Source organism: Niabella agricola (assembly GCF_021538615.1).
GTDB lineage: Bacteria > Bacteroidota > Bacteroidia > Chitinophagales > Chitinophagaceae > Niabella > Niabella agricola.
In genome coordinates, this window is the sequence record NZ_JAJHIZ010000003.1 from 4011159 (window position 1) to 4023510 (window position 12352).

14 protein-coding genes are annotated in these 12352 nt (G+C 45.1%); 7 read left to right on the forward strand and 7 right to left on the reverse strand.

What is annotated here, in order from left to right; translation table 11 throughout:
• Positions 1–320 precede the first annotated feature (320 nt).
• The 4 genes from LL912_RS22160 to efp all read right to left on the reverse strand — a co-directional run bounded on the left by LL912_RS22160 (position 321) and on the right by efp (position 3897).
• Entirely contained in the window at positions 321–920 is a 600-nt protein-coding gene (locus LL912_RS22160; protein ID WP_235555800.1) for a c-type cytochrome, read from the reverse strand.
• Between the two features lie 251 nt (positions 921–1171).
• Complete coding sequence (gene accC / locus LL912_RS22165) at positions 1172–2512, reverse strand: acetyl-CoA carboxylase biotin carboxylase subunit (protein ID WP_235555801.1); 1341 nt, start codon at positions 2510–2512, stop codon at positions 1172–1174.
• Positions 2513–2662: 150 nt separating this feature from the next.
• On the reverse strand, positions 2663–3139 hold the full coding sequence (gene accB, locus LL912_RS22170) for an acetyl-CoA carboxylase biotin carboxyl carrier protein (protein WP_235555802.1): 477 nt from the start codon (positions 3137–3139) through the stop codon (positions 2663–2665).
• Between the two features lie 191 nt (positions 3140–3330).
• Positions 3331–3897: an elongation factor P gene (efp, locus tag LL912_RS22175; RefSeq protein WP_235555803.1), complete on the reverse strand. Its 567-nt coding sequence runs from the start codon at positions 3895–3897 to the stop codon at positions 3331–3333.
• A 368-nt stretch (positions 3898–4265) separates the two neighbouring features.
• Between efp and LL912_RS22180 the strand changes: the two genes are divergently transcribed.
• The gene (locus tag LL912_RS22180; protein ID WP_235555804.1) at positions 4266–5339 is read left to right on the forward strand and encodes a porin; all 1074 of its coding nucleotides are present in this window, start codon (positions 4266–4268) and stop codon (positions 5337–5339) included.
• Positions 5340–5469: 130 nt separating this feature from the next.
• Here the strand turns inward: LL912_RS22180 and LL912_RS22185 are convergent, their stop codons facing one another.
• Complete coding sequence (locus LL912_RS22185) at positions 5470–5919, reverse strand: GNAT family N-acetyltransferase (protein WP_235555805.1); 450 nt, start codon at positions 5917–5919, stop codon at positions 5470–5472.
• A gap of 242 nt (positions 5920–6161) precedes the next feature.
• Between LL912_RS22185 and LL912_RS22190 the strand changes: the two genes are divergently transcribed.
• Both LL912_RS22190 and LL912_RS22195 read left to right on the forward strand, forming a co-directional pair.
• Positions 6162–6488, forward strand: a complete 327-nt coding sequence (locus LL912_RS22190) for a hypothetical protein (RefSeq protein ID WP_235555806.1) — start codon at positions 6162–6164, stop codon at positions 6486–6488.
• Between the two features lie 66 nt (positions 6489–6554).
• Complete coding sequence (locus tag LL912_RS22195) at positions 6555–6998, forward strand: tail fiber domain-containing protein (protein ID WP_235555807.1); 444 nt, start codon at positions 6555–6557, stop codon at positions 6996–6998.
• A 71-nt stretch (positions 6999–7069) separates the two neighbouring features.
• Here the strand turns inward: LL912_RS22195 and LL912_RS22200 are convergent, their stop codons facing one another.
• Both LL912_RS22200 and LL912_RS22205 read right to left on the reverse strand, forming a co-directional pair.
• A complete protein-coding gene (locus LL912_RS22200; RefSeq protein ID WP_235555808.1) occupies positions 7070–7714 on the reverse strand; it encodes a response regulator transcription factor in 645 nt (214 codons plus the stop codon).
• On the reverse strand, positions 7701–9746 hold the full coding sequence (locus tag LL912_RS22205; RefSeq protein WP_235555809.1) for an ATP-binding protein: 2046 nt from the start codon (positions 9744–9746) through the stop codon (positions 7701–7703). Before LL912_RS22205 ends, LL912_RS22200 begins: the two co-directional genes overlap by 14 nt.
• Positions 9747–9844: 98 nt before the next feature.
• Between LL912_RS22205 and LL912_RS22210 the strand changes: the two genes are divergently transcribed.
• Genes LL912_RS22210 through LL912_RS22225 form a run of 4 tightly spaced genes read left to right on the forward strand, consistent with a single transcriptional unit; the run spans position 9845 to position 12251 of the window.
• Entirely contained in the window at positions 9845–10456 is a 612-nt protein-coding gene (locus LL912_RS22210; protein ID WP_235555810.1) for an outer membrane beta-barrel protein, read from the forward strand.
• Positions 10457–10466: 10 nt separating this feature from the next.
• A complete protein-coding gene (locus LL912_RS22215) occupies positions 10467–11129 on the forward strand; it encodes a hypothetical protein (protein ID WP_235555811.1) in 663 nt (220 codons plus the stop codon).
• 50 nt (positions 11130–11179) lie between these two features.
• Complete coding sequence (locus LL912_RS22220) at positions 11180–11905, forward strand: hypothetical protein (protein WP_235555812.1); 726 nt, start codon at positions 11180–11182, stop codon at positions 11903–11905.
• A gap of 40 nt (positions 11906–11945) precedes the next feature.
• Complete coding sequence (locus LL912_RS22225; protein ID WP_235555813.1) at positions 11946–12251, forward strand: hypothetical protein; 306 nt, start codon at positions 11946–11948, stop codon at positions 12249–12251.
• Positions 12252–12352 lie beyond the last annotated feature (101 nt).

The window sequence follows — 12352 nt, forward strand, 5'->3', positions numbered from 1 at the left end:
ATGCCGGGAGGCTGCCCTTCGGCTTTAAAAAATGTTGAAGGCCTCGCTTGTTGTATACCTTAGGAAGAACCAGACCTTCGCGTTATCATTAGCAATCTTTACCGGCTTATTTTAATTATTGAAATGGGCTATACTTGCGCGTTTATATTATGACGTTAGTAAATGCCTTTAACAAAACACCCGCTTTGTTCCTGTTTTTCAGAGAACAAAACGGGAGGGTGCTTTGAATTTTTTTATTGTAAACATTAAAGCCGGTAGTTTTTTACTGCCGGCTTTAATGGGGTGCTGTTTTTATGGTAACTGGAGCGATGACCGCGGCACTATAGTTTTCTGGGAATGTCTTTAAACTGCGCAGGAGCGGGAGCTACGTTTTTAACAGGCCTGGTGGTTTTAAGATAGGCATGAATGGCCTGTATATCTTCGTCGGTAAGTTTAGCTAAGTTAAACCAGGGCATAGGCGGCAGCAAGGACCGAGCAGCGTCCATCCCTTTAAATTTCCCGTGTCGCAGCGCATTTTTAAAGTTTTCGAGCGGCCAGCTTCCCGCGCCGCTGTCATCGCTGGTAAGATTGGATGCAAAACTAATTCCCCATGGGCCGGCAGCGGCCGTCATGTCTTCGTTAAACTGAGCAATGCCTCTTTGAGCCAGGGCACTGTCGAACTGGCTGATGGGCCGGTTGGCCGGATATCCTGAAAGCATGGTTTCCGGAATCACTTCGGGGCCGTTTGGTCCCATTTTTTTGGGAGAGTGACAATCGTTACACCCGGAGATGGTTACCAGGTATTCACCACGTGTTACCATTGTGGCAGCATCCGTGGTTGTGGGTTGAGCGGTTGCAGGCTTGCCGGAGCTACCCGCCTGGTCGCATGAAAAACATAGAGTGGCCGTTGCATAAGCAGCCAGTAGGATGAATGTACGCATGTTGTTCTTTTTATGGTTGTTGAAAAACTTCTGGTTTGCCGTAAAAGTACTAGTATAAATGTGGTAGCTGGAAGCAGGATGTATGAACTGCGCTTTTTCGTAGATAAATTGAAGGAAGAGCTGGTAAAGGGGGGTAAATGTGTTGTGAAAGAATTGGGCTTCGGGTGCACTTGTTGAAACAGGAGGAGCAGTCGGAACGGCATAATAAAAAACCCCGGCAAAGCCGGGGTCGTATCAGCAAGATTCAATTGCTATTTTTTCATCACGAAACTATCCATGAACTTGGTGTTAAAGTTTCCGGAACGGAAATCTTCATTTTGCATCAATTGTAAATGAAAAGGAATCGTGGTTTTAATACCTTCGATCACATATTCGCTTAACGCACGATACATGGTATTGATGGCCTCATCCCGGGTGCGTGCTACAGTAATGAGCTTTCCGATCATTGAATCGTAGTAGGGGGGGATGGTATAACCTGCGTATACATGACTATCTACCCGTACCCCGTGGCCCCCCGGTACATGAAGATTGGTAATCTTTCCCGGTGAGGGACGAAAATCATTGTAGGGGTCTTCTGCGTTGATGCGGCACTCAATAGCATGCATTTGCGGGAAATAATCGGCTCCGGAAACTTTTTCACCCATAGCGATTTTGATCTGTTCCTTGATCAGGTCAAAATTGATGACTTCTTCCGTTACACAATGTTCGACCTGAATGCGGGTGTTCATCTCCATAAAATAGAAGTTCCGGTGCTTATCTACCAGGAACTCGATAGTGCCCACACTTTCGTAACCAATAGCACCTGCTGCTTTTTTTGCTGCTTCGCCCATTGCATGACGCAGCTCGTCGGTCATGAAGGGGGAAGGCGATTCTTCCACCAGCTTTTGATGCCGGCGTTGAATAGAACAATCGCGCTCACTCAGGTGGCATACGGTGCCATACTGGTCGCCGGCTACCTGAATTTCGATATGGCGGGGTTCTTCTACGAACTTTTCCATATAGATCCCGTCATTTTTAAAGGCCGCGGCTGCTTCCGCCTTTGCCGTATCATAAGCCCGCTCCATTTCTGCTTCTTCCCAAACAATACGCATTCCTTTACCACCTCCGCCGGCCGTTGCTTTTAAAATAACCGGATATCCGATCTCCTTCGCAACGCCCTTGGCCTGGTTGAGGTTTTGCAGTAATCCTTCACCTCCCGGAACAACAGGAACCCCTGCTTTGATCATCGTTTCTTTTGCAGTAACTTTATCGCCCATCTTGTTGATCATTTCAGCAGTGGGGCCAATAAATTTGATTCCGTTCTCATTGCAGATATTGGCAAACTTGGCATTTTCGGCAAGGAAACCATAGCCTGGGTGTACGGCATCCGCATTGGTGATTTCCACTGCCGCCATAATATTGGGCACATTTAAATAGGAATCTACACTGGCCGGCCTTCCGATACAAACGGCCTCGTCTGCAAATTTTACGTGCAGGCTTTCGCTATCTGCGGTAGAATAAACAGCTACCGTTTGGATGCCCATCTCTCTGCAGGTCCTGATCACACGCAGGGCAATTTCACCTCTGTTCGCGATTAATATTTTTTTAAACATGTTGCTAATTTGATAATTTGAAAATATGCCAATTTGAAAAATAAAAAACCAATCAAAGTATTGAAAACAGGTTACAATTTTCAAATCTTCTCCAAGATGCAAGGCCTTTTTGGAGAGTCCCTCGGACAAATTGGTTAATTATCAAATTAATTAGGGTTCTACCAAGAACAGCGGCTGATCAAACTCTACAGGAGAGGCATCGTCTACCAGCACTTTAACGATTTTACCGCTTACTTCGCTTTCGATTTCGTTAAAGAGTTTCATTGCTTCAATTACACAGATCACTTTGCCGGGACTTACTACATCTCCCTCCTCCACAAAATTTGGTTTATCAGGAGCCGGTTTCCGGTAAAAGGTACCGATCATCGGGCTTTTGATGGTAATGGTATTAGAAGGAATTTCTGCTGGTTTGGGCGTTGTTGCAGGAGCTGCAGGAGCCGTTTGTGTAGGCAGTGCAGCTGGTACCTGGGCTTGCTGAAGTTGTACGGGTGCGGCTGTAACCACCTGGGTTACCTGCTCTTCTTTTTGGCGGATCGTGATCTTGAAATCATTTTGTTCAATACTCAGCTCACCAATATTAGATTTGTTGATCATTTTGATCAACTCCTGGATTTGTTTAAAGTCCATATTGTTCAAGATTTAAAATAGTTTGGGTCAGTTTTTTGCAACTGTTAACGGAAAAAACAACAAAAAATGTGAAAAGCTAAGGTAAACATTTCATTAGCAATTCTGTGATATTTTAAGGAAAAATGCCACGATTTATATGAAAAATGGCTTAAAATCGGGTGATTTAAGCCATTTTTCAGGAATATCTTGTCTTACTCTTTTACACGTTCCACGTACTCACCCGTTTTTGTATTTACACGGATAAGTTCTCCTTCATTTACAAATAGAGGAACGCTTACAGTAGCACCGGTTTCAACAGTGGCCGGTTTCAGCGTGCGGGTTGCGGTATCGCCCTTCAGTCCGGGTTCGGTGTAGGTAACCAGCATTACTATTTTATCGGGAAGCTCTACACTAACCGGAAGTTCGGTTTCGGTATTGATTGCGATCGCAACCTCCTGTCCTTCTTTCAGAAATTGTGGCGCATCGATCAGGTTTTCGGCAACGCTCATCTGTTCGAATGTTTCATTATCCATGAAATTATAACCGGTTTCATCCTGATACAGGTACTGGTAGGCGCGCTTTTCAACACGAACAGGATAGATCGTATCGCCGGAATTCCATGTTTTCTCAATTGTACGGGTATTATCTACACCTTTTAATTTGGCCCAAACCTTTGCTGCAGCGCGTGCAGTTTTGTTTTCACCAAATTCAACTACTGAGTAAAGGTTGCCATCGAGCTTTAAGATCATGCCGCGGCTGATGTCTGCTGTATTTGCCATGTAATTTTTTTTGAGGCGGCAAAGATAGCAGTTGAGAATAAGTTCACAAATAGCCTTTCTGAAAAATATGCTGCAAATCCTTATGAATAAAATATAGAATTATATATTATTATTAAATATATATAATAAATATTTAGTTAAAGTCGTTTGATTTTGTATTTTTATCAGGTAAATATTAACATAAAGACGTAGTTAATATAATTTATCGGTTATTTGATGGAAAATTTAAACATTGTTAAAATAATATATATTAATATCAAAGTCCTGCCTGAACAACTTCTTTCCATGAAAAAGCCTGAAAATCACCGGAACATGCCTGCTTTGAAAAACTATAAAACACACTTTAAAACAAATTAAAATTTTATTGAATGAGGAAAATGCTATTGCTCACAAAAACAATTTTTATTTCGGGCGCATTGCTGGCACAAGATACTACTGCACCGGAAACAGAAGAAAAAGGCGCATTACAGATCAATGGATCTGTTGACGCCTATTATCGGTTTAACTTTAACCATGCTAAATCTGTTCAGCAGGCGAATAATTTTACCAGTTTCACCAACTCCCACAATTCGTTTGAACTGGGCATGGCATCATTAAAGGCAAGTTACACCAAAGGGAAAGCCGGGGTAGTGGTAGATCTGGGCTTTGGAACAAGGGCAAGGGAGTTCTCCTATAATGAAACCGGGGTTACACAAGCAATCAAACAGGCTTACATTACCTATGCACCGTCGGAGCATGTTAAATTATCTGCGGGAAAATGGGGTACGCATGTGGGGTACGAGTTGCTTGATCCGCAGCTGAACCGGAATTACAGTATGAGCTATATGTTCTCCTACGGACCTTTTTCCCATACGGGGCTGAAAGCCGATTTTACAGTAGGTGACGGTTTTGGTATTATGGCCGGCGTTACCAATCCTACCGATTATCTGTCGGCTCCATGGAACAAGAAATTTATTATCGGACAGTTCAGCAAAACTTCTGAAAAGGTGAATCTTTATTTAAACTATGTGGGCGGTAAGGATACGGCTGAGGTTGCATCCAATCAGCTGGGGCTGACTGCTACAGCAAAAATCACCGACAAATTTTCGCTGGGATATGACGGTACTGTAAAATTTGTAAAATCTCCTGATGTTTCTTCACAGTCCTGGTGGGGTTCTGCATTATATGTGAATGTTGATCCTTCCGAAAAATTCGGAATCACGCTGCGCGGGGAATATTTCGATGATAAAAAAGGCGTGATCACCAACGCCGACGGTAGTGCCTTGCTGGGTACTTCCGTAATCCAGGGGACTTTGTCCTTTAACATAAAGCCGGTAAGCGGATTGATGATCATACCAGAATTCCGGCTTGACAGTGCAAAGGATCCCATCTTTACAAAAAATTCCGGCGACGGAACTAAAAGCACCGGCACCTTCTTACTTGCTGCCGTATATTCTTTCTGATAGGGACCATTACTGCTGGTTATCCAAGCCCCGTTTTGCAACGGGGCTTTTGTTACAAAATACAGTTACATAAGGCCCGCCTTTTTATGTAACCCTAAAGGATGATAATAACCGATAGGAGCAGACCGGATTAAATATCTACCGAGCAGTTGATCCATGCGCCGTCGAACTGTGCATGGTATTTTTTGTAAAAATTAATGGCCGGTTCGTTCCAGTCGAGTACCTGCCAGCAAACGCGTTTCAATCCCTTTTTCTTTGCTTCTTCAAATAACTGGTCAAATAACCGGGCGCCTATTCCATGGCCACGCATGGATTCGGTTACCAGCAGGTCTTCCAGGTACATGGCCTGCCCTTTCCAGGTGGAAAAGCGGATGTAATACAACGCAAAGGCTACGATACCTGCTTCGTTTTCTGCTACAAATGCCCACCAAACCGGGCTGGGCCCAAAACCGCTTTCCCTGAAATGCTCCAGGGTAACAGTTACCTCCTGTGGGGCTTTTTCATAATCGGCCAGTTCCTGCACCAGTTCCAGTATCCGCTCGCAGTCGGCCGCTACTGCCCTCCGAATCTTAATTTCCATGAATGCAAATTAGGAGTTTTTTGTGTTGGTTCATCCGCGAACGGAAAGGTTGCCTCCATTCTTAAACTATAACCTGTCTGGTGGCGGGCAATGCGATGCGAAATTCAAACTGTGCATGATTGCATATGCGGTCCCTCCGGGTTGGCTGATGTGGGGGATTCATGCTCCGCTTTACATGATAATGTTAATTCCTGTACGATCATTTGTATGTCATAATCGGTTCGGTTATCTTTGCAATATTCATGTATGGTCTGATACGATATGGTATTGCCGGTTTTTTATGGCTGGTGGTTTTATTTGCCGCTTTTTCGCCCTGCATAGCATGGATGCATGAAAAGCATGTAAACAAGGAAGATATTTCCCTTGCGACCGATGCCGGAATGGAAAAAAAAACCAGCGAATTAAAAGAGTTGCTGCCCCAGGAGGCATTTATCAATAATAATGGATTCCAGTTACAGCAACCCGGAATTTCTTTCGTAAAGGCATTTGCTGCTTTCCGGCAGCCTCATATTCAGGCCCTGTATGCCCGTATCCCCACGCCGCCGCCCCGGATAACTGCGTACAAATAACCGATGTACAACGGGATGCCGGTCCCGGATCTGTTTTTATTCCTTTATTTAATATAATTGATGATAATGATGAACAGCAAAATTGTTGTAACAGTACTGACTGCGTTTGTTTGCTCCTCTGCGGCACTGGTTGCCGGAGCGCAAACCTTAACCGATAATGAACTTAAAACAAAGGTGATTGCAATTGAAAATCCGTTGCAAAAAATTGTACAGTTGGAGCCCAAACAGTTTGAATACAAGGCAAAGGTTTATAAATATCTGAAACTGGATGAAGGCGCCCAATATGGTTTTATGGCAGAGAACGTGAAAGCGGTTTTTCCGCATCTTGTAAAAGAGAAGAAAGTGGCGTATATGTTTGGTAAAAACGCTTACCGGGATGCGCGCGTAAGCACCGTCGATGAATCCGGCCTCATACCGGTATTGGTAGCTTCGATCAAACAGCAGCAGGAGGAGATCGAACGGTTGAAAGTTGAGTTGATGAAGCTGAAAAAAGAAACGGCCGGCAAATAGGCGGCGGCCGAAAGGCAGAGGGGCGCTCTGAGTGGCTGAACGACCACCAGTGTCCCTTCTTCCGTTTAATATTAAATAAAGCGATATTCCTTTGCGCGGTTCACCAGCGACACAATATTGTTTACTCCGAACTTTTGTAGAAGCGTCGCCCGGTGGGTTTTTACCGTAAGCGGGCTGATAAAAAGCTCGGCTGCAATTTCTGCCGATTTTTTTCCACTGGCCAGTAGTAACAGTATCTGTTTTTCCCGCTTGGTAAGATCGGGCAGTGCAGGAAGGGTGTCGGGCTCTGGTTTTGCCATGATCTCGCCGATTTCCGCGCTGAAAACGGGAATTTCATCATTAAGAGCTTTGTGCATGCAGTCCAGTATGTCTTTCGCGGCGGCTGTTTTAAGCAGGTATCCGGAGGCGCCATTTTGCATCATTTGGGTAATAATGCTGCGTTCACCGAGGTTACTGATGGCTATTATTTTTATTGCCGGATATTTTTTCCTGATCTCCCTGCAAAAAAGAATGCCGCTTCCATCGGGTAAACTAATGTCCAGGAGCAGGAGGTCTACGGTATGTTGTTCCAGGTAATTGAGCAGGCGGCCTCCAGTGGTAAACGTGCCTGTTACCAAAAAACAGGGCATACCTTCCAGCAGATTTTTGAGACCTTGGATCACGATCGGATGATCGTCTGCAATGGCGATATGAACAACGGGGTCAGGCTGCCACATTGAGTTCAATATTTATAATGGTACCTTCCGGCGATGAATCGATATGGATGGATCCCTTCAGAAATTGTACTCGGCTGTAAATATTATTGAGGCCCATGCCCTCCAGGTCCTCACGCTGTGGATCAAAGCCGGTACCATTGTCCTCAACGGTAATAAAGAAAGTGGTATCAGCCTGGCTGCATTGCACAATAATTTTGCTGGCCTGGGCATGTTTTACGGCGTTGCCAACAATTTCCTGAATCAGCCGATAAATCATCAGCTGTGCTTGCTGGGGAATATGGGGTTGGATATGGAAGGCATTTAAAACAATGATGGTGCCGGGATGCGCGAGATTTTCGCAAAGATCTTTTAGTGCTGACTGCAAACCCGATCGCAATAAGGATTCCGGCATCATATTGCGGGCAATCCGTCTTAGTTCTTTCACCGAATTGTCGAGCTGATCAATAATTGGGTGAAGTTCGAGGCTGCCACGATGCTGCTCATAGTGATACACCATCCCGGACAGGTTGAGCTTTACGCCCGCCAGCATTCCGCCCAACCCGTCGTGCAGATCGCGGGCTAACCTGCTGCGTTCTCGTTCCTCGCCGATCAGCAGGGCATTAGATACCTGAAGCTGCTGCGTCTGTTCCAGAGATTTTAATTGCTGTGCCGTCTGTATTTTTTTTTGTTTGCTTCTGTAAATAAAAAACAGGATGGTAAGCGTGAGTAATAACATTGTGCTCCACAACAGAAGCTTTTGCATGTTGGCTCTGGTTTTTAGCTCTAATATCTGGCGTTCCTTTTGTGAAGACCGGTACCGTAACTCCAGCTCATTCATTTTAAGCGCTGTTTGTTGTTTATCGATACTGTCCTTCAGTTGAGTATATTGTGCAAGGTAGTGGAACGCAGTTTTCATGTCGCCTGCCTGCTTTGAAAATTCCGCAATGTCTTTTAAAGAAGAAAGCATATAAGTGGAAACTGAATCTTCATTTGCCATCTTATTGATCGTATATGCGGCTTCTCTTGCCTGAAGAAAATCTCCCCGCGCGGCGGCCAGTGTTTTGCGCGCATCATAGGCGTCATACAGATTTTCCCTGCCGGGATACAGCTTCAGTTGCTCAAACGCCTTTTTGCTGGCTACGGCTGCAAGATCGTATTGCTTTTTTCCCGTATAGTAAAACGACAGGTAACTGTAATAGCGACCCCAAAGCTTTGTTGGACCGGTGACGTTCAACTGTATCCATACCTGATCAAGATATTGTTTTGAGGTTTCAAGACTGTCCATCAGATACATCAGCAGTGCGCCGCTCAGATATACGGTCGCTAACTCGTCCGGTTGTCCCCGCTGTATCCTGAGTGATAGATCTTTGCGGAAGTAGGGGTATGCTTTTTGGTACTGCTGCATGGTAGTCAACCCTGCAGATACATTGTGCAGGGCTACGGCATACAGGACCGTATCTTTTACTGCTTCGATCATTGGCAGCACCGCAATGATCAGTTCAAGCGCCTTTTCGGAGTAGCCTTTGTTATCATAGGCAAAGGCAAGATTGTTGGTACTCCGGATATACAACTTTTTGGATAACAGGTTGACTGTATCTGCCGTCAGTAATTGCCGCGACTGGTTGAATTGTTCGATCGCGCTGTCGTTCTGAGCCGACATAAGGTATACATAACCCAGCCGGTGGTATGCCATGGCTTTATAATAATTGCCGGGGATCTGCCGGCTTAAGGTGAGGGCCTGTGCGGCCAGCGCGCGGGCGGTTGGCGAGGCACCCAGATTGATATAGGTGTTGGATAATTCTCCCAGCAGCGATATGCGGTTTGTATCACTGGATGCTTTTCTCAGTAAGGACTGCAAACTGTCTGCCCGGCGCTGGTACAATTGCGCTGTGGCAGCCTGGAAAGCCAGCGTACATGCAATAATGATGTATACATAACGGTTCACGCAAACTGCAAAATTGAAGAGTAATGTTACATATTTTTTTTGATAAGCATAGCATTGGCTAAAAAATACTCCCTTGGGAGTATTGCCGGAGCTGAGAATGCAGCGCATCTTTGAACTGCGGAACCGAGAAAGCTTAAAACAGCTTTTGAGTTGAATGCCATTGTGTAGCGCTGTTAAAAATCTCTTAACCATTTAAAAACATACAAATGAAATTAAACAGCAGTATACCTAAACAGGTAATGGCCGTCATTCTGCTATTTATCACTTTAACGGTACATGGACAAACGGAAAAAGGCAGGATTACGATTGGGGGAAGCTCTGAATTAAGCTTCACCAACGGTAAGCAAAATTACACGATGGCCGGGGAACCCAGTGGCGATATACGTTTCAGGGAGTTCAATTTTAGTCCTTATGGCGGCTATTTTATAATGAAAGATCTGTTGTTGAGTTTCCAGGTGATGCTCAAGGCGTCCAAGACGACTACGGTGTACAGTAATGGTAATACGGCGGAATCACGTACATCCGCTATGTCGCTTGGTCCAAACATCTGTTATTATTTGCCGGTTGGTACACAGCTAAGACCTTATGTGCAGGCTGGAGTTGTATACGCATGGAGTGGTACAGGCGATGATACTAATAAGTTTTCCGGTTTTACGATGGGAGGCATTCTCGGCGGGGCCTATTTTATTAATAAACAGGCGGCTGTTGAACTGGGCCTGCGCTATGCGCACAGTGCTCTGAAAAATAAAGCAAATAAAGATCTGCGGTATAAAGAAAATTTGTTCGCGCCGATCATTGGGTTGAGTTTTTATTTTTAAAAATATAAACATGAAAAAACACAAATGGATCTGGATTCTGCTTTTGACCCTGGTTGTTCTTGCTGGCTGTAAGAAAAAAGAGGTTTCAAAAAAAGAAATACCGTTGTATGAAACAGATTTTAGTACAGATGACGGGCATTGGACTACTGGAAACCTGGGCACTGCCGGGGCATCCGCAGCCGTCAGCAATGGCTATTATGTCCTCAAAGGCGGCAGTGGGGGACGGGAGGTGTGGACGGGAAAGATCTTCTCCGGAACAACGGGGGGAGCAGCGCTTGAAGCCAGCGTGAAACTGAGTACCAATGGAGGGGCCAATGACGGTGCAGGAGGGTTGATCTGGGGATTGAAAAAAAAGGATGATAATGACCTGTATACCAGCTTTTACTTTGAGATAAGTTATGACGGTTATTACACCGTATGGGGATATCCTAATGGTTCCGAAAAACCGTATGTGATATACAGGGACTGGGTGTTGAATGGCGTGATTCGCGAGAACGAGTTGAACAAGCTTCGTATTACACTGGTGAATAATGAGCTCCGGTTTTATATCAACGACCGGGAGCTGTTTGCGATGCCTTCACCAGGGAACAGTACACTTGATCAGCCGGGCTTTAAGATCCGGAAATACTCAACCATGCAGGTTGATTATTTTAAAGCGCTGCAGTTGCCCTGATATCCCGGAAACCGGAGCGCATATGCCTAAACCTGATAAAATCAGCATCAATGAAAAAGGTATTCTTATTGTGCGGCCTGTTATGCCTGCATTCTCTAAACACCCACGGACAGGATATGCTTACCGCAACGATCGCCAATATTGCTATTCATGATTTTCAGCGGGAGCGGATCCGTAGTGAATACGAACAGGGGAAAATCCTGCGGAAGAGTAGCCAAAACAGCAACGAAGTGCTAAAGGCGATCCGCCCGGGTCGTTCATTTTTATTTGAGCCGGATGCTGCTGTATCGGCTATCGTAAAGCGCTCTATTATTGATGATCTCAAAAAGAAGAACCCGGGATCAGGTAATAACCTTGAAGTAGTGCTGAAGCGAAACAACCCTTTGCCGGCCTATGCCGGGTATCTAAAAAATATCGGGTTGGATGTGCAGCATAATTATGCAGATGCCTTTAGTGCGTATTTGTTGGGGATGTGGCGCATTGCCAACGGGCAGCATATTGATCCTTCTGCAATGCAGATTAATGCCGTGCGGAATCAGGTTGCATGCATTATCGATGTTGCCGGTTGGTCGCACCGGAAAAAACAGGAAGCTGCGGAGTACCTGCTCTATGATCTCGTCTTTGCAAATGAACCATATGAAGGTGCGCGCAGGGCCGGAAATAAAATGCAGCAGCTGCAGGATTCGGATATGGTATATTACCGGTTCTTAAGGCAACATAAAATGGATTTGAGAAAAATGACGGTTACCAGGAATGGTCTGGTTTCAACAAATTAATGCTTCGTCGGATACAAGAAGTGAGTATAAAACGGGAAAGATGCGTATAACAAAAATACTGCTGTGTCTGTTGCTGTCAGGTGCCGGCCTGCGGGTGGAGGCACAGGACCTGGCACGGAAACAACGAAGTCTGGAAGCAGCGGTTAAAGCCGCCTTCAGGAAAAAGCAGGTAACCCCCAAAGAGTATTATAAATTGCTGGAAGAGCAGGACGTGATCCGCAAAACGATTGAGCGGTCAAAGGCCGATGATTATTTGAGCCCGAAAGAGCAAAATGATATTTACGGGAAACTGCAGCGCGCTGAAAAACGGTTGCGTAAATATAAAACCAACCGGGAAGTGTATTAACCTGCATTTGCCAGTCGGAATCCTCCTTCTATGCATCTTTATGCAGTTGCTGCGCCGGCTGACTGAATCAGAAAAATCTTCGGTGTTTCGGCGCCTCTGTG

What these genes read in the sequence shown, in the direction of transcription:
- LL912_RS22160 (WP_235555800.1), bottom strand. Translation starts at nt 920, where the DNA reads ATGCGTACATTCATCCTACTGGCTGCTTATGCAACGGCCACTCTATGT.
- accC (WP_235555801.1), bottom strand. Translation starts at nt 2,512, where the DNA reads ATGTTTAAAAAAATATTAATCGCGAACAGAGGTGAAATTGCCCTGCGT.
- accB (WP_235555802.1), bottom strand. Translation starts at nt 3,139, where the DNA reads ATGGACTTTAAACAAATCCAGGAGTTGATCAAAATGATCAACAAATCT.
- efp (WP_235555803.1), bottom strand. Translation starts at nt 3,897, where the DNA reads ATGGCAAATACAGCAGACATCAGCCGCGGCATGATCTTAAAGCTCGAT.
- LL912_RS22180 (WP_235555804.1), top strand. Translation starts at nt 4,266, where the DNA reads ATGAGGAAAATGCTATTGCTCACAAAAACAATTTTTATTTCGGGCGCA.
- LL912_RS22185 (WP_235555805.1), bottom strand. Translation starts at nt 5,919, where the DNA reads ATGGAAATTAAGATTCGGAGGGCAGTAGCGGCCGACTGCGAGCGGATA.
- LL912_RS22190 (WP_235555806.1), top strand. Translation starts at nt 6,162, where the DNA reads ATGTATGGTCTGATACGATATGGTATTGCCGGTTTTTTATGGCTGGTG.
- LL912_RS22195 (WP_235555807.1), top strand. Translation starts at nt 6,555, where the DNA reads ATGATGAACAGCAAAATTGTTGTAACAGTACTGACTGCGTTTGTTTGC.
- LL912_RS22200 (WP_235555808.1), bottom strand. Translation starts at nt 7,714, where the DNA reads ATGTGGCAGCCTGACCCCGTTGTTCATATCGCCATTGCAGACGATCAT.
- LL912_RS22205 (WP_235555809.1), bottom strand. Translation starts at nt 9,746, where the DNA reads ATGCGCTGCATTCTCAGCTCCGGCAATACTCCCAAGGGAGTATTTTTT.
- LL912_RS22210 (WP_235555810.1), top strand. Translation starts at nt 9,845, where the DNA reads ATGAAATTAAACAGCAGTATACCTAAACAGGTAATGGCCGTCATTCTG.
- LL912_RS22215 (WP_235555811.1), top strand. Translation starts at nt 10,467, where the DNA reads ATGAAAAAACACAAATGGATCTGGATTCTGCTTTTGACCCTGGTTGTT.
- LL912_RS22220 (WP_235555812.1), top strand. Translation starts at nt 11,180, where the DNA reads ATGAAAAAGGTATTCTTATTGTGCGGCCTGTTATGCCTGCATTCTCTA.
- LL912_RS22225 (WP_235555813.1), top strand. Translation starts at nt 11,946, where the DNA reads ATGCGTATAACAAAAATACTGCTGTGTCTGTTGCTGTCAGGTGCCGGC.